Source organism: Neoroseomonas oryzicola, from assembly GCF_012163135.1.
GTDB classification, from domain to species: domain Bacteria; phylum Pseudomonadota; class Alphaproteobacteria; order Acetobacterales; family Acetobacteraceae; genus Neoroseomonas; species Neoroseomonas oryzicola.
The window spans coordinates 627,855-643,117 of record NZ_JAAVUP010000003.1 but is presented as its reverse complement, the minus strand read 5'-3'; the positions used below and the strand labels follow the sequence as shown (position 1 = coordinate 643,117).

Below are 15,263 nucleotides of genomic sequence, written 5' to 3'. Positions count from 1 at the left end.
GCAGGACCGCCTCTCAGTGAGGCGGCGCCAGCCGCGCCCTTCCCTCCCGCGCCGCACGGATCAGCGCCGCACGCACACCGTCCGCATCGCTTAACGGCGCTAAGAAGGCAAGACGAACCGTTCGGTTACCTTCGGACAGGTCGCAACCATCCACGTCCACCGCCACCAGCCGCCAGGGGCCGGGCCCGGCGCCGAGCAGCCCGTTCGCGATCGCCTCCACCGCGTCGGGGTGGTCGGCGTTCACATGGGCGATGATGTCGGCCTCCGCGGCCGCGATGGCGGCGACCGCGGCGGGGTCGGGGGCCAGCTCGGCGGCCTTGATCCGTTCGGCGCGGGCGAAGCCGCCGACCTGCAGCGCGCCGCCGATCCGCACCCGCCACAGGCCGAAATCCGCGAAGTCGGCATAGAGCGCGGCATAGGGGTGGCGGGCCAGCCAGCGGGTCTTGAGCGGCGCGACCTCCGCGTCCGGCACGCGTTCGGCGAGGCCGGTGACGGTCACCCGCGGGGCGGTCTGCGGATTCGGCCCCTCGGCCGTCCCTGCGAACAGCAGGGCGCAGCGGGGTTCCGCCGCCAGGTGTCGCGTGTGCTCGGACAGCGTGGACAGCCACAGCAGGGGCGAGAGGTCCGGCGCGGGCGCCGGGGTGACCAGGCTCGCGAAGGGCTGCCCGCCCGCCGAGGATGCCAGCGTCGCCGACATCGCCCCGCGAATCAGCCCCCGGGCCTCGCGAATCCCCTGTTCCGTCGCCATCTCTGCCTCCGGCCCGCCTCGTGCCACAATCGCGGGCGAAGGTGTGGCGACAGCCGCCGCGGCGCAACCGCGACCCCCAGGACCCGGAAACCCGGACGAGACATGCCCCAGACCATCGCCCTCGTGGACGACGACCGCAACATCCTCACCAGCGTGCAGATGACGCTGGAGCAGGAGGGCTACACCGTGCGCACCTACACGGATGGCGAGAGCGCCCTGCAGGGCCTGATGGCCCGCCCGGCGGACCTTGCCGTGCTCGACATCAAGATGCCGCGGATGGACGGGATGGAGCTGCTCCAGCGCCTGCGCCAGCGGTCCAACATGCCGGTCGTCTTCCTCACCTCGAAGGACGAGGAGGTGGACGAGCTGATGGGCCTGCGCCTCGGCGCCGACGACTACATCACCAAGCCCTTCAGCCAGCGCCTGCTGCTCGAGCGCATCCGCGCTTTGCTCCGCCGCAACGAGGCCTCGCGCGCCGAGGGCTCGGGCGCGCCCCCGGGCGGCGTCATCTCCCGCGGCGACCTGGTGCTGGACGAAACCAAGCACACCTGCGTCTGGAAGGGCGGCCAGGTGCAGCTGACCGTCACCGAATTCCTGCTGGTCAAGGCGCTCGCCATCCGCCCCGGCATGGTGAAGAACCGCGACCAGCTGATCGATGCCGCCTATGGCGAGAACATCTACGTCGACGACCGCACCATCGACAGCCACGTGAAGCGCATCCGCAAGAAGTTCCGCCAGGTCGATGGCGAGTTCGACCAGATCGAGACGCTCTACGGCATCGGCTACCGCTACAAGGAAGCCTGACCCGCTGGCGCAGGAGGAGACGATGACGGCGGCAGCCCCGGCCCGCGCCGATGCCTGACGGTTCGGCACGCCGTCCCGCGCCGCTGCGCGCGGAGGCGCCGGCCGAACCGCGCCCGCGGCGCTTCTCGCCCCTGCTGCGCCGCATCCTGCTGGTCAACGCGGTCCCCCCCGCGCTGCTCGCCGCCTCGCTGCTCTATCTCGACCAGTACCAGAACGGGCTTCTGGCGGCCGAGGTCGAGGCGCTGCGCACCCAGGCGCGCATCTATGCCGGCGCCATCGCCGAGGCCGCGGTGCGCATCGACGGCGACCGCGCCATCCTGGTGCCCGAGGCCGCGCGCCCGCTGCTGCGCCGCCTGGTCGAGCCCTCCCCCAACACCCAGGCGCGGCTGTTCGACAATACCGGCCTGATGGTCGCCGACAGCCGCGTGCGCGAAGGCCCCGGCGGCGCCGTGGTGACCGAGCCGTTGCCGCCGCCCGAACCGCGCGGCGCGCTCTCGACCACCGTCGGCGAGGTCTATGACCGGCTGTCCGGCGTGCTGCCCTCGGGGCTGCGCGGGACGGGCGGGGGCAGCGGCGTCTCCGTCGATGTCGGGCCCAATGCGCCGGATTTCGACTGGCAGCCGGACCTCGGCCCGGACCGGCGGGAGGAGCTGCGCCTCGCGCTCGAGGGCGGGGTGCGGCCCTATATCCGGCGGACCGGGGACGGGCGGCTGCTGGTCTCGGTCGCCGAACCGGCGCGGCGCGGCGGGCAGAGCATCGGCATCGTGCTGCTGACGCGCGACGCGCGCGAGGTGGACACCCGCCTGTTCGAGATCCGCGCCTCGGTGCTGGTGCTGTTCGCCACCGCGCTGGTGCTGACGGTGATGCTGTCCTTCTACCTCGCGCGCACGATCGCGACGCCGATGCTGGACCTGGCGCGCGCGACCCAGCGCATGCGCGAAGGCGAGGGCCGCGAGGAATCCGTCCCCGAACCGCTGATGGATCGCGACGACGAGATCGGCGTGCTGGCGCGCGACCTGCAGAATTCCGCGCGCGCGCTGTGGGCCCGCATCGACGCCAACGAACGCTTCGCCGCCGACGTCGCGCATGAACTGCGCAACCCGCTGACCAGCGTGCGCAGCGCGCTGGAAACCCTGCGCCGCGTCGAGAACCCGGACAGCCGCAACCGGCTGCTCGACATCATCGCCGAGGATGCGGTGCGGATGGACCGGCTGATCGGCGACATCAGCGATTCGTCGCGCGTCGATGCGGAACTCTCGCGCACCGTCTCCACGCCCGTCGACATCGCGCCGATCCTCTCGGCGCTGGCGGAGCTGCATGAGGCGACGCGCAAGGAGGACGATGCCATCGTCGTGCTCGAGGCCCCCCCGGGCCCGATGGTGGTCCGCGGCGTCGAGGGGCGCATCGTGCAGGTCTTCCGCAACCTGCTGGGCAACGCGATCTCCTTCAGCCCGGCCAAAGGCCATGTCTGGGTCAAGGCGCGGCTGACCGGCGGCCTGGCCGAGGTCGCGATCGAGGACGAAGGCCCCGGCATCCCCGAGCAGAAGCTGGAAAGCATCTTCGAGCGCTTCTATTCGGAGCGTCCGCGCGGGGAGCGCTTCGGGCAGCATTCCGGCCTTGGCCTTTCGATCAGCAAGCAGATCGTGGAAGGGCTGCGCGGGACCATCACCGCGGAGAACCGCCGCAACGCGGATGGCGGCGTGGCCGGCGCGCGCTTCGTGGTGCGTCTGCCGGTGGGCTGAGGGCCGGCGGCCATCGCGCCGGCCCATGCCTTCACATGCGCTCCGCATCCCCGGCGGGCGCGATGCGCGCCGGCTGGGCGACCAGCGCGACGCCAAGGCCGGAGGCGATCACCGCGATCGCCGTCAGCGTATCCGGCACTTCCCCCATCAGCGCGAAGCCGCCCGCGCAGGCCGCACCGGGGCTGAGGCTCGCGAAGGCCGAGGCCTGCGCGGCGCCGAGCCGGCGCACCGCCATCCCGAACGCGACCGGCGCCATGATGCCCGAGGCGATGCCCTGGTACGCCGCCTGCGCGCCGAGCTCGTGCCAGCCGACGACGGACAGCCCCGGCGTCATGACCAGCAGGTAGACCGGTCCGAAGCCGACCAGGGAGACGGTGCTGACGAAGGCCGCGGCCTCCCAGGCGCCGATGCCGCTCAACCGCAGCGCGATGGTGTAGCCCGTTGCCATCACGGCCGCGATCAGCAGCAGCGCGTATCCCGCCCATCGGCCATGGCCGCCGGCAAGGATCGCCGGCAGCACGATGACCACCGCCGCGAGCGCGATCAGCATCAGGCCGATGCCGCGGCGCAGGCCGAAACGCTCGCCGAGCAACGCCGAGACCATCGCGACGCAGAGCGGCACCATGCCCGGCAGCAATGCGCCGGCCTCGGCCGCGCCGGCGGTCTCGAGCCCGGTGCCGGCGACCAGCGCGAAGGGCGCGCCGCCGCCGAGGATCATCAAGCCGAGCAGCCAGGGCGAGACCTGGCGCAGGCGCGGCATGGCCTGGCGCAGCACCGGGAACAGCAGGATGGCCGGCCCGGCGAAGCGGAGGATCGCGACGTCCGCCGCGCCGAGCGGCGCGTCCCCCGACACGGCGAGGCGCGTCATGGCGAGCGCCCCGCCCCAGATCGTCGATGCGGCGAGCCCGGCGACGATGCCGAGCGAGGATGGATAGGTGAACATGGATGGGCCTCCGGTCCGGCCGGTGGCGGGCGACGCCTGCGCGTCAGCACCGCCACCAGGGCTTGGCGGCCTCGGCCGCCGCGATGTCCCGCGAGATGCCGATATCCTTCAGGATCCGGGCATCCATCTCGAGCAGCAGGCGCCGACCGCGGGCGCGTTCCCGCATCCGCGCGAAGCCTTCGATCAGGTTTCCGATGGTGCTCATGGCAGGCGTTCCTTCCGTCGGTGGCCTCCGGCGTGATTGCCGTGGCCCGCGATTTGTGCGGCGGGAACGCGCGCGGTGCTTGAACGCGGGGTCGCGATGGCCTGGAGATTTCCTTGCCGTTTCGGCACAAGGCGTGACCTGGCGCACTCGACTGTTGTGGGCGCCCGGGCGAGTGCAGATATTGAGGACGTCGCGCCGCGGCAGCAGCGCCGCGCGCGACGTGACGATCACCGACGCACGTCGTCGTTTGGCTGGGGAGCAAGCACATGCCCCTGAGCTTCGCCGGGCATGAGGTCGATCTGCGCCGCCAGGAACTGCGGCGCGACGGCAGCCGCGTGCATGTGGAACCGCAGGTCTTCGACCTGATCGTCCACCTGCTGCGCAACCGCGACCGCGTGGTCAGCAAGGACGAGCTGCTCGACACCATCTGGAACGGCCGCATCGTCTCCGAGGCCGCGCTCAGCAGCCGAATCAACGCCGCGCGCAAGGCGGTGGGCGACGACGGCGACCGGCAGTCGCTGATCAAGACCATCCACAAGCGCGGCTTCCGCTTCGTGGGCGAGGTGACCGAGGAAGCCGAGGACGACGTCGCGGAGATCCCGGCGCCGGAACCGCCGGTCGCCTCGCCGTCCACGCGCCCTTCGGTCGTCGTCCTGCCCTTCGCGAACCTCAGCTCGGAGCCCGACACCGACTACTTCAGCTACGGCCTGACCGAGGACGTGATCCGCCTGCTCGCGCGCCATCGCTGGATGGACGTACTGAGCCGCCACACCGCCGCCGCCTTCCGCGGGCGCGAGGTCGATGCGCGCGAGATCGGCACCACCTTCGGCGTGCGCTACCTGGTGCATGGCAGCGTCGCGAAGCGCGGCGAGCGCGTGCGGCTCGCGGCCGACCTGGTGAGCGCCAAGACCGGCGCGCAGCTGTGGTCCGAGACCTACGACCTCGCCCTCGCCGACGTGCTCGACGTGCAGCGCGCGATGGCCGAGCAGATCGCCGCGGCGATCGAGCCCGAGCTCGCGCGGCTCGAGCGCGAGGCGGCGGTGCGCCGCCCGCCCACCAACCTCGGCGCCTGGGATTGCTACCAGCGCGGCCTCTTCCACCTCTGGGGCTTCACCCAGCCCGGCATGGCGGAAGCCGAGGCGATGTTCCGCCGCGCCGTGGAACTCGACCCCGCCTTCGCCCGCGCGCAGGGCGCGCTCGCCTACGTCCTGCTGCAGGAGACGGTGGTGAGCGAGCGCGCGGGGCGCGAGGCGCTGCTCGAGGAAGCGATGCGGCTCAGCCGCAGCGCCGTCGCGCTCGACAACCAGGATTGCATGAACCTCTGCGTGCTCGGCCGCGTGCACGCCTTCCGCCACGACTACGAGGAGGCGATCGCGCTGCTCGAGCAGTCGGTCGCGCTGAACCCGAGCTTCGCCCAGGCGCATTTCGCGCTCGGCTGCACCAAGGTCTGGAGCGGGCGCGCGCGGGAGGGCATCGCCGATGTGGAGCGCGCCGCGGAGCTCAGCCCGCGCGACCCGCATCTGTCGAGCTTCTACGCGACGCGCGCCTTCGCGCACATCACGCTCGGCGAATACGCCGAGGCAGTGGAATACGGCCGGCGGGCGACGCGCGTGCCGAACGCCAAGGCCTGGCCCTACCTGATGCTGATTGCCGCGCTGGGCCTGATGGACCGCATCGAGGAGGCGCGCCGCGTCGTCGCCGCGCTCATCGAGAAGGAGCCGGACTATACGCTCGAGGTCGCGCGATCGGACTTCTTCTTCTGCGCCGACCAGGCGGTCGTCGATCGCTGCCTCGATGGATTGCGCCGCGCGGGGCTGCCGGGCGGCGACTGACCCGCCCGGTCCCGCGCGCGCCGCGCGTCACCCAGGCGGGAACAGCAGGGCGAGCTCATCCTTCCAGGACAGCGGCGCGCGGCGGGCGCGCCGGTCGGCGAGAGGCCGTCCCGCGATATGGCGGAACCATTCGGGCCCGCTCCAGCGATCGGCGGCGACCTTGGCGGCGGTGAACTCGGTCATGGCGGATCTCCTCTCTGCGGTCCCGCCGGGATGGGCGGGCATGGCGCAGTCTCCGCGCCGCCGGCGCGCGATGCTTGAAGGCTTCCTTGCGGCGGCGTGGAGATGCGCTGGAGATCAGCGCAGCGGCGCGGTCCAGGTCACCGCGGTGCCGGTCAGGCAGGTCTCGCCGGCCGCATTGCGCACGGTCGTCGCGAGCGTGCAGATCGGCTTGTCCTCGCGCACCGAGGTGACCTCGACGCGGGCGGTGATCTCCTCCCCGACACGCACCGCCTTCACGAAGCGCCATTCGACACCGAGGAAGACGGTCCCCGGGCCGGGCAGATCCTCCGCCACCACGGCGTTGAGCAGGCCGGAGGTGACGCCCCCCTGCACGATCAGCCCGCCGAAGGGCGAGGCGGCGGCCAGCGCCGCGTCGTAGTGTAGCGGGTTGCGGTCGCCGGTGATGGCGGTGAAGGCCTCGACATCGGCCATGGAGGTGCGGCGCGTGCGCTCGGCCACTTGGCCCTGCTGCGGCCGGCCGGCGATGGTACGGGCCCAGGGATCGCTCACGACACCGCCTCCGTCGCCAGGGCCGCGACCTCGCGCTTCATCGCGGCGTTGAGCCGCATGTGCAGCGCCTTCGCCTCCTCGAGCGTCCAGCCATAGCCGGCGATCTCGTCCGTGACGTGGAAGAGCGGCAGCGAGAGCTCGTCCCGCCGCGCGGCGAAGCGGGCATAGGCTGCGGCGCTGTCCTCGATCGCGGCCTCGGCCAGGAAGGCGGCGTCGCGCAGCGCATCGGTGATGCCATGCGCGGTGATCGGATCCTTGAAATAGCCGGCATCGCCGATCAGCGCCCAGCCCGGCCCCGCCGCCTGGCGCAGGAAGCCGCGGCGGCCGGCGAAGGCGACCGGGACGGCATCGGGCTCGCAGGCGGCGAGTTCCTGGGCAAGCGCCGGCGCCACCTCCCGCAGCACGCGGCGCATGCCGTCGAGGTGATCGCCGCGCATCTCGGCGTGGAATCGCTCGGGCGTGGCCGAGACGAAGACGCAGTGGCGCCCGGCATTGGTCGGGATTCGTCCTGCGCTCGCGCCCTCGGCGTAATGCCAATGCGTCCCGGTATCCGCGAGGCCAGGGAAGTAGGCGTAGACCACGGGCGCGGCGTGGGCCGCCTGCACCGTCACCGGCGCCCGCGCCAGGCGCGCGACGCTCGACCCGGTGCCGTCCGCGCCGACCACGAGGCCGGCGGCGATGGCGTGCTCGCGCCCGGTCTCGTCCACCACGGTCGCGCCGCAGACGCGGCCCGCATCGGTGCGCAGAAGGCCCGTCAGGGTGTGGTGGTGCCGGATCTCCGCACCCGCTTCCCAGGCACAGTCGACCAGCGTGCCGTCGAGGAGCGTCCGCCGCGGCGCGACCAATGCCTCGACGCCGTCGCCGGGGCGGATGTCGACCGCGACAGCCTCGGCGCCGTAGTGGAAGGTGGTGCGGCGGATGAGAGGCGTGCCGGCCTCGACCAGGCGCGGCAGCACGCCCCAGCGCGCCAGCAGCATCACCCCCCCGCGCATCAGCGCATGGGTCGAGAGCGTGTCGGTGCCGTATCCGCCGCGATCGACGACAAGGACGCGCAGGCCGCGCCGCGCCATCAGCATGGCCGCGGCCGCGCCGGCGCAGCGCGCGCCGGCGATCAGGACGTCGAAGCGTTCCATGGGCGTCATCCTTCAGGCCGCCAGGCGGCCGCTGGTGGCGAGATGGGCGAGCACCTCCCCCGCCAGGTGCTCGGCATCGGCGCCGACCCCGTCGAGGAAGTTCGAGTTGCGGCGGCGCAGGAAGCGAAGGCCGAGCACGAAGAGGCCAGGCGCCGGCGTGACGCCGCCGCGATGGCGGATCTCGCCCGCCGCATCGAGGACTGGCAGCCGCAGCCAGGCATAGCCACGGCGGAAGCCGGTGGCCCAGACGATGGTGCGGATGCCGTCGGCGGCGAGGTCGATGCGGCGCGGCGATCGCGCGAAGGGCCGCAGCGGCGCCGGATGCGCCTCACGCGGCGCACCCTCGCGATCCGCCACCGCGCCGAGCCGCGCCAGCAGCCGGTCGAGCGTGCGCTGCGCGGCGGCGGTGGTCTCATTGAGGTCGTCGCGCTGCAGGATGCGCGGCCCGTCGACGGCCACCACGCGGCCGGTCACGCGCACGCCGATGGCGCGAAGCGTGCCAAGGTCGATGCTCGCATGATCCGGCCGCCCGACCAGTTGCAGCGAGGGCTGGGCGCGCGCGGCGGCAAGGTCGCGCACCTCGTCCGCGCGCTCATCCAGAACGCCGGCGCGATCCATCCAGTCGAGGATGTCGCGACCACGCCACCGCCGTGGCAGCCGCGTATGGCGCCCGACGGCGAGCGTGACCGGGCGGCCGGAGCGGTGGATCTCCTCGGCGATCTGCACGCCGGAAGCCGAGGCGCCCACCACCAGCACCCCGCCGGGCGGGAGCGCGGCCGGGTTGCGATAGGAGGAGGGCGTGACCTGACGGATCGCCTTCGGCAGCGCCGCCGCCATGGCCGGGATGTGGGGCAGGTCGCACTGGCCGGTCGCGACGACGACCGCGCGCGCGGCGAAGGTGCCGGCCGAGGTCTCGAGCCGGTAGCCGAACAGCGCGGGATGCAGTGCGCGCACCGCGACGCCGCTCTCGACCGGAGCCCCCGCGGCGTAGCCGTCGAGGAAGCCGACGACCTCGGGCATCGTCATGAAGCCGTCGGGATCGGCGCCGCGATAGGACCGGCCGGGCAGGCGGGTCATCCAGTTGGGGGTGAGCAGGCGCAGGCTGTCCCAGCGCTCGGACCGCCAGCGTTCGGCGACGCGGCCGCGCTCCAGCACCAGGTGGTCGATGCCGCGCGCCGCCAGGCAATGGCTCATGGCAAGCCCCGCCTGGCCGGCGCCGATGACGATGGCGTCGGTGGTCCGCATCTCGTCCTCCGCCGGGCGGGGGGAGCCGGCGGCGCGGGGGCGGCGCCGCCGGCAGGGTGGCGTCAGGCCTCCACGGCGATGGAGACCGGCACCCCGTTGGTCAGCATGTCGAAGACGGCCGAGCGCGCCTGGGACTGCGCGACGAGGGCCTTCAGCGTCTCGGCCGGCGCGTCGCCCGCGATCCTGAAGGTGACGCGGATGTCCTCGAAGCCGTTCCGCACCTTGTCGGACAGGCCGAGGATGCCCTGCAGGTCGATGTCGCCCTCGACCTCGGCTTCGACCGAATGCAGCTTCACGCCGCGCACCGCGGCGATGTTGGCGATGCCGGCGGTCAGGCAGCCCGCCAGGCCGTGCAGGATCCATTCGACCGGGGTCGGGCCTGCATCCTCGCCGCACAGCACGGCGGGGTGGTCGGTATGCGCGACGGTGGCGGCCTTGTGGGCGTGTTCCCCGCCCGCGCCGGCGAAGCCGAGCATCGTGCCCTGCATGTGCGTGCCGGCCTTCCACTGCCCATGGGCGCGGAACTGGAACTTCGCGAGCTGCGGCTGGCCGGCGACGACCCCGATGGTGGCGAGCAGCGCGGGGGTGTTCACCCCGTTGAGCGGCATCTTCTCCTTCTTCGTCGCGGCGGCGGGGGCTTCGGCGGTGGCAGTGACGGCGTTCATGGCGGGTCTCCTCGGGTGGCGCCGCCGGCGGCGTGCCGGGGACGTGGCGGGGACCCTAGGGATCGCGGCGGGCCGAGACTTGGAGATCGCCTTGGGAAATTCTGAGGATGTCATTGTTTCGCCGTTGCGCCGGCCGCGGCCGGGGGCGCCGCCCCCCCTCGCATCGCGCTCCGGATGGCGGCATACAGGCCCCATGAGCACGTCGCTGACCGCCGATTACCTCATCTCCCACCGCGGCCGGGCCGAGGATCTCGGCGCCTGGGTCGTGGGCGCGGCCTTCGGGCGCGGCGGCCGGTCCTGCGCCTTCGCGCTGGGCGACGGGACCGTGCGCCTCGCGGCCATCGAGGGCGACTGGGCCGGCGTCGCCGCGCATGACGGCGCCTGCCTCGCCATCGCGCCGGACTGCAAGGACGGGGTGATCACCGGCGGCGACGACGGGCGGCTGATGCGCATCGCCCCCGACGCCAGCGCGACCGAGGTCGCGAAATACGGCAGCCGCTGGGTCGACCAGGTCACGAGCCACGAATCCGGCCTGCGCGCCGCGGCGGTGGGCAAGGCGGTGCACCTGCTCGACGGCAAGGGCGCGGCGCTGAAGTCGCTCGCGCACCCGTCCACGGTCACCGGCATCGCCTTCGACGCCAAGGGCAAGCGCCTCGCCGCGTCCCACTACAACGGCGCCTCGCTGTGGTTCGTCGCGGCGAAGGAAAGCACGCCCCGGCTGCTGGAATGGAAGGGCAGCCACACCGGCGTCCTGATCAGCCCGGACGGCACCCATGTCGTGACCTCCATGCAGGAGAACACGCTGCATGGCTGGCGCCTGGCCGACGGCCAGCACATGCGCATGGCGGGCTATCCCTCGAAGACCAAATCGATGGGCTTCACCGCCAAGGGGCGCTGGCTCGCGACCGCCGGGGCCGATTGCGTCGTGCTCTGGCCCTTCTTCGGCGGCGGGCCGATGGGCAAGGCGCCGACCGAGCTCGCGGGCGGGGACGGCGTGCTCTGCACCATGGTCGCCTGCCACCCGCAGCAGGAGGTCGTGGCCGCGGGCTTCGGCGACGGGCTGGTGCTGATCGCCGAGGTCGCCTCGGGCCGCGTCGTGCCGGTTGCCCCGCCGGGCGGGTCGGCGGTCTCGGCGCTTGCCTGGAACGATGCGGGCACGCACCTCGCCTTCGGCACCGAGGCCGGCGGCGCGGGCCTGGTGGACCTGTCCAAGCGATGAGCGCGCCGATCCTCGAGACGCTGCGCCTGCGCATCCCGCGCATCGGCCTCGGCACCTGGACGCTGCGCGGAGCGGAGGCGCAGCAGGCGGTCGAGGGCGCCATCGGCCTCGGCTACCGGCACATCGACACCGCGGCGATGTATGGCAACGAGGATGCGGTCGGGGCCGGCATCGCGGCCTCGGGCGTGCGGCGGGGGGAGATCTTCCTCACCACCAAGGTGTGGTGGACGGAGCTCGCCCCCGATGCGCTGCGCGCCTCGGCCGAGGCATCGCTCAAGCGGCTCGGCATGCGCTATGCCGACCTGATCCTGATCCACTGGCCGTCCCCGGAGATGGACCTGCCGGCCGCGCTCGGCGCGCTGGCGAAGCTGCAGCAGGACGGGCTGGCGCGGGCCGTCGGCGTGTCGAACTTCCCGGCCGGGCTGCTGGAACGGGCGATCGCGCTCGGCATCGCGCCGCTCGCGGCGCTGCAGGTCGAGGCGCATGTGTATCTGTGGCAGGACCGGCTCGCCGCGCTGTGCCGCCGGCACGGCCTGGCGCTGACGGCCTATGCGCCGATCGCCAAGGGGCAGGTGAACGACGACCCGGTGATGCGTGCCATCGCCGCGAAATGCGGGGCGAGCCCGGTGCAGGTCGCCCTCGCCTGGCTGCTCGCGCAGGAGGGCGTCGTCGCCATCCCGAAATCCGGCCGGCCGGAAGGGCAGCGGGAGAACCTCGCCGCCGCGTCGATCCGGCTCGATGCCGAGGACCTCGCGGCCATCGCGCGGCTGCCCAAGGACCGCCGGCTGGTGAACCCGTCCTTCGCGCCCGACTGGGACGCCTGAGGGAGCGCCCGGGAGGGCGCCTCGCGGCGCGTGCCGGGTCCGGCATCGGCCCGCGCCCCCCGGGGGTGGCAAGCCCCCGCCCGCCCATGCTTGATTGCCGACCGACCAGACCAGGAGTGATGACCATGGCCGCACGCGAGGACGAGGAGGAGGATTTCGACCTCGGCATCAGCCTCGAGGCCGTCGCCGCCATCGTGGACGCCGCCCGCGCCGTGCAGGAGGGCGAGGAAAGCGGCGCCCTCGCGCGCGAGGAGGAGGACGAGGAAGGCCTCGACGCCGAGGACGACGAGAACATGGATGAGGACGCGCTGCGCGCCTTCATCAACGACCTGAACGAGGACGAGCAGGCCTCCCTCATCGCGCTCGCCTGGATCGGCCGCGGCGACTATGCGGCCGAGGACTGGGAGGAGGCGCGCACCCTGGCGCGCGAGCGCAACGTGCGCGACCCGGCGGACTACCTGCTCGGCATCGAGATGCTGGGCGACATGCTCGAGGAAGGGCTGGAAGAACTCGGCCTGTCGCTCGAGGACGAGGAGTGAGGGTGACGCCGCGCCGCTTCCTCCTGCTGCTGCCGATCCTGCTGCTGCCGGGCTGCTCGGCGCGGGATTCCGCGGTGGCCGAGGACGGTCGGGAACGCCTGGTCGGCCTGCGCGCGGACGATCTGCGCCTGTGCGCCGGCGTGCCGAACCTGACGGCGAATTCCGCGGGCGGCGAGTTCTGGACCTATGACCGCGCCCCGCCCGCCTCGGGCGTGTCGGCGCCGGTGCCGGTGATCGGCGGGTCGCTGTCGGTCTCGGCCGGTTCGACCTGCCGGGTCACCTTCCAGCTGGTGGACGGCAAGGTGACGCGGATCGGCTACTCGGCCGCCTCGGACCTGCCGATGTCGCAGAATTCCGCCTGCGCCCCGGTGGTGCAGGGCTGCCTCCGGCTGGTCGAGCAGGGCGCCGTCAGGCCGGAATAGAACCCGCCGGCAGGTTCGCGATCTCGCGGATCAGCTTGCGCTTCACGGCGACGCCGAAGCTCTCGAAATCCTCGGCGACGATCATGAAGGACCCGTCGCCGCCGATGACGTTCTCCCGGTAGTAGTCGTCGAGCGGCACGGGCGGCAGGCGCCCGAAGGTCGGGCGGTCGTTCACGATGGGCAGGCCGTTGATGACGATGCCCTCGGCCACCGCCGCGTCGCGTTCGCGGTCCGCGGGCGGGCCGGAGTTGTTCACCCCGTCGCCCGAGACGTCGATCACCTTGCGCGTCGCCTCCCACGGGCAGTCCGCCATGACCTGGCGCGAATGGCGGATGGCGCCCGAGATCGAGGTCCAGGAGAGCGAGACGCGCGGCGCGGTCGCGAGTTCCGCCGCCCAGGCATCGGCGTCGGCCTGGCTCGCGATGCGGCGCCAGGGGATCACGGTGCGCTGGTATTCGATGCCTGCCCATTCGACATAGGCGAGGCCGATCGCGCCCACCATGCCGCCGCGGATCGCGGCGACCACCACGGGGTCCGAGACGGCGAGGCGATAGCCCTCGCGCTGCAGCCGGGCTTCGTCCTCGTCGATCGAGCGGGAGACGTCCACGGCAAGGACCAGGGAAACATCGACCGCATCCTGGGCCCGGGCGGGCCGGATGGTGGGGACCGCGGCAACGCCCGCGGCGGCGAGAAGGGTCCTGCGACGCATCGGTACCTCCTCGTGTCGATTCGGAAGGTTGCGCGCGCGGCCGGGGGGATTCAACTCAAACGTGCGGCGGGGCCGAGAGGGGCCCGGGCGGAACAGCGCCCGGTCCGTCGCGCGGCGTCAAAGGATCGCGGTCCAGGGGGCCGCAGCCCCCCGGCGGGGTGGCTTGGAGGGGCGGCGCCCCTCCAATCGCGGTCAAAGGGCGCCGAGAACGACCCCGGCCACGCGCGCGGCATCCGCCTCGGTCATGTAGGGATGCATCGGCAGCGACAGGACCTGGTGGCACAGCGCCTCGCTCACCGGCAGCGGCGCCGGGCCGCCCGCGACGGCGCCAGCATGATGCGCGGCATAGGCCGGCTGATGGTGCAGCGGCTTCGGGTAATAGATGCCCGAGCCGATCTGCTGCGCCGAGAGCGCCTGCTGCACGCGCGCCCGCACCGCCGCATCCGGCAGGCGGATGGTGTAGAGGCCGTAGCAGTTCTCGGCCCCTTCCTGCGCGACCTGCACGCCGACCTTGCCTGCGAAGGCCGCGTCGTAGGCCGCGCCGATACGACGGCGCTGCTCGAGCTCCTGCTCGAAGATGCCCATCTTGGCGCAGAGGATCGTCGCCTGCAGCGTGTCGAGCCGTCCGTTCATGCCGGTGCGCTCGACCTCGTAGCGCGTCTTGCCTTCGCCATGCGTGCGCAGCGAGCGGAACAGCTCCGCGCGATCCGCGTCGTTGGTCAGCAGCGCGCCGCCGTCGCCATACGCGCCGAGCGTCTTGGTCGGGTAGAAGGACAGCGCCGCCGCACCGCCCCAGCCGCCGAGCCGGCGGTTGCCAAGCCGCGCGCCGAAGGCCTGCGCCGCGTCGTCCAGGGCGAACATCCCCTCCCGTGCGCAGATCGCCTCGATCGCCGGCCAGTCGGCGGGCAGGCCGAACAGGTCCACGCCCACCACCGCGCGCGGCTTCAGGCGGCCGTCCTTCTTCACCGCGGCGATCCGCTTCTCGAGGTCGGCGATGTCGATGTTGAAGGTCTGGGCGTCCACGTCGACGAAGACGGGCGTCGCGCCGAGGACGAGCGGCACCTCGGCCGTCGCGGTGTAGGTGAAGGCGGGCAGGAAGACCGCGTCGCCGCGGCCGATGCCTTCGGCCATCATCGCGATCTGCAGCGCATCGGTGCCCGAGGAGACGCCGACGGCATGCGCGACGCCGGCGAAGGCAGCGAGCTTCTCCTCGAGCTCCGTCACCTCCGGGCCGTTGATGAAGCGGCCGGAATCGAGGACGGCGGCGATGCGCCGGTCGAGCTCGGCGCGGATCAGCGCCTGCTGCGCCTTGACGTCGAAGAGCGCGATGGGAGCGGTCATGAGTCCTCGGGGTGCTGCGGCGATTGCGCCAGCGTCTTAGACCCTGAGGCCGCGTCGCGCGAAATCACCCTTGGTGTCGTTGTGCAACGCAATATGCGGAAACACGAGGGAAAGGGCGGGGGAGGGGAACCTCCCCCGGACCCCCTCCCTTCTTTGGATC

17 protein-coding genes are annotated in these 15,263 nt (G+C 72.7%); 7 read left to right on the top strand and 10 right to left on the bottom strand.

The window, feature by feature from the left end; translation table 11 throughout:
* Window positions 1–13 precede the first annotated feature (13 nt).
* Window positions 14–748, bottom strand: a complete 735-nt coding sequence (locus tag GWK15_RS14615; protein ID WP_168042051.1) for a HugZ family pyridoxamine 5'-phosphate oxidase — start codon at window positions 746–748, stop codon at window positions 14–16.
* Between the two features lie 102 nt (window positions 749–850).
* On the opposite strand from GWK15_RS14615, the gene GWK15_RS14610 reads away from it, so the two are divergent.
* Window positions 851–1,552 (top strand): response regulator transcription factor, encoded by a 702-nt coding sequence (locus tag GWK15_RS14610; RefSeq protein ID WP_168042050.1) that lies wholly within the window; start codon window positions 851–853, stop codon window positions 1,550–1,552.
* A 50-nt stretch (window positions 1,553–1,602) separates the two neighbouring features.
* Window positions 1,603–3,294 (top strand): stimulus-sensing domain-containing protein, encoded by a 1,692-nt coding sequence (locus GWK15_RS14605; RefSeq protein ID WP_168042049.1) that lies wholly within the window; start codon window positions 1,603–1,605, stop codon window positions 3,292–3,294.
* 31 nt (window positions 3,295–3,325) lie between these two features.
* On the opposite strand, the gene GWK15_RS14600 is transcribed toward GWK15_RS14605, so the two are convergent.
* Together GWK15_RS14600 and GWK15_RS14595 are read right to left on the bottom strand one after the other, a co-directional pair.
* Window positions 3,326–4,237 carry a DMT family transporter gene (locus GWK15_RS14600; protein WP_168042048.1) on the bottom strand — a complete coding sequence of 304 codons (912 nt, stop codon included), beginning with the start codon at window positions 4,235–4,237 and terminating at the stop codon, window positions 3,326–3,328.
* A gap of 43 nt (window positions 4,238–4,280) precedes the next feature.
* On the bottom strand, window positions 4,281–4,442 hold the full coding sequence (locus tag GWK15_RS14595; RefSeq protein WP_168042047.1) for a DUF1127 domain-containing protein: 162 nt from the start codon (window positions 4,440–4,442) through the stop codon (window positions 4,281–4,283).
* Between the two features lie 266 nt (window positions 4,443–4,708).
* Here GWK15_RS14595 and GWK15_RS14590 point away from each other — a divergent pair, with 266 nt between their 5' ends.
* A complete protein-coding gene (locus GWK15_RS14590) occupies window positions 4,709–6,274 on the top strand; it encodes a winged helix-turn-helix domain-containing tetratricopeptide repeat protein (RefSeq protein ID WP_168042046.1) in 1,566 nt (521 codons plus the stop codon).
* Between the two features lie 27 nt (window positions 6,275–6,301).
* Here the strand turns inward: GWK15_RS14590 and GWK15_RS14585 are convergent, their stop codons facing one another.
* The 5 genes from GWK15_RS14585 to GWK15_RS14565 form a co-directional block, all read right to left on the bottom strand.
* Window positions 6,302–6,457 (bottom strand): hypothetical protein, encoded by a 156-nt coding sequence (locus GWK15_RS14585; RefSeq protein WP_168042045.1) that lies wholly within the window; start codon window positions 6,455–6,457, stop codon window positions 6,302–6,304.
* Window positions 6,458–6,571: 114 nt separating this feature from the next.
* On the bottom strand, window positions 6,572–7,006 hold the full coding sequence (locus GWK15_RS14580; RefSeq protein ID WP_338147257.1) for a MaoC family dehydratase: 435 nt from the start codon (window positions 7,004–7,006) through the stop codon (window positions 6,572–6,574).
* Window positions 7,003–8,139: an NAD(P)/FAD-dependent oxidoreductase gene (locus tag GWK15_RS14575; RefSeq protein WP_245211637.1), complete on the bottom strand. Its 1,137-nt coding sequence runs from the start codon at window positions 8,137–8,139 to the stop codon at window positions 7,003–7,005. The genes GWK15_RS14580 and GWK15_RS14575 overlap by 4 nt, the downstream gene beginning before the upstream one ends.
* Before the next feature lie 12 nt (window positions 8,140–8,151).
* Window positions 8,152–9,384, bottom strand: coding sequence for an NAD(P)-binding domain-containing protein (locus tag GWK15_RS14570; RefSeq protein ID WP_168042043.1), 1,233 nt, complete (start codon window positions 9,382–9,384; stop codon window positions 8,152–8,154).
* A gap of 62 nt (window positions 9,385–9,446) precedes the next feature.
* Complete coding sequence (locus tag GWK15_RS14565; protein WP_209442191.1) at window positions 9,447–10,049, bottom strand: OsmC family protein; 603 nt, start codon at window positions 10,047–10,049, stop codon at window positions 9,447–9,449.
* 193 nt (window positions 10,050–10,242) lie between these two features.
* Here GWK15_RS14565 and GWK15_RS14560 point away from each other — a divergent pair, with 193 nt between their 5' ends.
* The 4 genes from GWK15_RS14560 (at window position 10,243) to GWK15_RS14545 (ending at window position 13,053) form a co-directional block, all read left to right on the top strand.
* Window positions 10,243–11,268 carry a WD40 repeat domain-containing protein gene (locus tag GWK15_RS14560; RefSeq protein ID WP_168042042.1) on the top strand — a complete coding sequence of 342 codons (1,026 nt, stop codon included), beginning with the start codon at window positions 10,243–10,245 and terminating at the stop codon, window positions 11,266–11,268.
* A complete protein-coding gene (locus tag GWK15_RS14555) occupies window positions 11,265–12,092 on the top strand; it encodes an aldo/keto reductase (protein WP_168042041.1) in 828 nt (275 codons plus the stop codon). The genes GWK15_RS14560 and GWK15_RS14555 overlap by 4 nt, the downstream gene beginning before the upstream one ends.
* Window positions 12,093–12,217: 125 nt before the next feature.
* Window positions 12,218–12,631, top strand: a complete 414-nt coding sequence (locus GWK15_RS14550) for a DUF3775 domain-containing protein (protein ID WP_168042040.1) — start codon at window positions 12,218–12,220, stop codon at window positions 12,629–12,631.
* Window positions 12,632–12,633: 2 nt separating this feature from the next.
* Window positions 12,634–13,053 carry a hypothetical protein gene (locus GWK15_RS14545; protein ID WP_168042039.1) on the top strand — a complete coding sequence of 140 codons (420 nt, stop codon included), beginning with the start codon at window positions 12,634–12,636 and terminating at the stop codon, window positions 13,051–13,053.
* On the opposite strand, the gene GWK15_RS14540 is transcribed toward GWK15_RS14545, so the two are convergent.
* Window positions 13,040–13,762 (bottom strand): DUF1194 domain-containing protein, encoded by a 723-nt coding sequence (locus tag GWK15_RS14540; protein ID WP_168042038.1) that lies wholly within the window; start codon window positions 13,760–13,762, stop codon window positions 13,040–13,042. The genes GWK15_RS14545 and GWK15_RS14540 overlap by 14 nt on opposite strands.
* Window positions 13,763–13,954: 192 nt before the next feature.
* Window positions 13,955–15,103, bottom strand: coding sequence for a DegT/DnrJ/EryC1/StrS family aminotransferase (locus GWK15_RS14535; protein ID WP_168042037.1), 1,149 nt, complete (start codon window positions 15,101–15,103; stop codon window positions 13,955–13,957).
* Between the last annotated feature and the right edge of the window lie 160 nt (window positions 15,104–15,263).

Bases quoted from the DNA above. Each gene is read 5' to 3' on its own strand.
- GWK15_RS14615 (WP_168042051.1), bottom strand. From the start codon at position 748: ATGGCGACGGAACAGGGGATTCGCGAGGCCCGGGGGCTGATTCGCGGG.
- GWK15_RS14610 (WP_168042050.1), top strand. From the start codon at position 851: ATGCCCCAGACCATCGCCCTCGTGGACGACGACCGCAACATCCTCACC.
- GWK15_RS14605 (WP_168042049.1), top strand. From the start codon at position 1,603: ATGCCTGACGGTTCGGCACGCCGTCCCGCGCCGCTGCGCGCGGAGGCG.
- GWK15_RS14600 (WP_168042048.1), bottom strand. From the start codon at position 4,237: ATGTTCACCTATCCATCCTCGCTCGGCATCGTCGCCGGGCTCGCCGCA.
- GWK15_RS14595 (WP_168042047.1), bottom strand. From the start codon at position 4,442: ATGAGCACCATCGGAAACCTGATCGAAGGCTTCGCGCGGATGCGGGAA.
- GWK15_RS14590 (WP_168042046.1), top strand. From the start codon at position 4,709: ATGCCCCTGAGCTTCGCCGGGCATGAGGTCGATCTGCGCCGCCAGGAA.
- GWK15_RS14585 (WP_168042045.1), bottom strand. From the start codon at position 6,457: ATGACCGAGTTCACCGCCGCCAAGGTCGCCGCCGATCGCTGGAGCGGG.
- GWK15_RS14575 (WP_245211637.1), bottom strand. From the start codon at position 8,139: ATGGAACGCTTCGACGTCCTGATCGCCGGCGCGCGCTGCGCCGGCGCG.
- GWK15_RS14570 (WP_168042043.1), bottom strand. From the start codon at position 9,384: ATGCGGACCACCGACGCCATCGTCATCGGCGCCGGCCAGGCGGGGCTT.
- GWK15_RS14565 (WP_209442191.1), bottom strand. From the start codon at position 10,049: ATGAACGCCGTCACTGCCACCGCCGAAGCCCCCGCCGCCGCGACGAAG.
- GWK15_RS14560 (WP_168042042.1), top strand. From the start codon at position 10,243: ATGAGCACGTCGCTGACCGCCGATTACCTCATCTCCCACCGCGGCCGG.
- GWK15_RS14555 (WP_168042041.1), top strand. From the start codon at position 11,265: ATGAGCGCGCCGATCCTCGAGACGCTGCGCCTGCGCATCCCGCGCATC.
- GWK15_RS14550 (WP_168042040.1), top strand. From the start codon at position 12,218: ATGGCCGCACGCGAGGACGAGGAGGAGGATTTCGACCTCGGCATCAGC.
- GWK15_RS14540 (WP_168042038.1), bottom strand. From the start codon at position 13,762: ATGCGTCGCAGGACCCTTCTCGCCGCCGCGGGCGTTGCCGCGGTCCCC.
- GWK15_RS14535 (WP_168042037.1), bottom strand. From the start codon at position 15,103: ATGACCGCTCCCATCGCGCTCTTCGACGTCAAGGCGCAGCAGGCGCTG.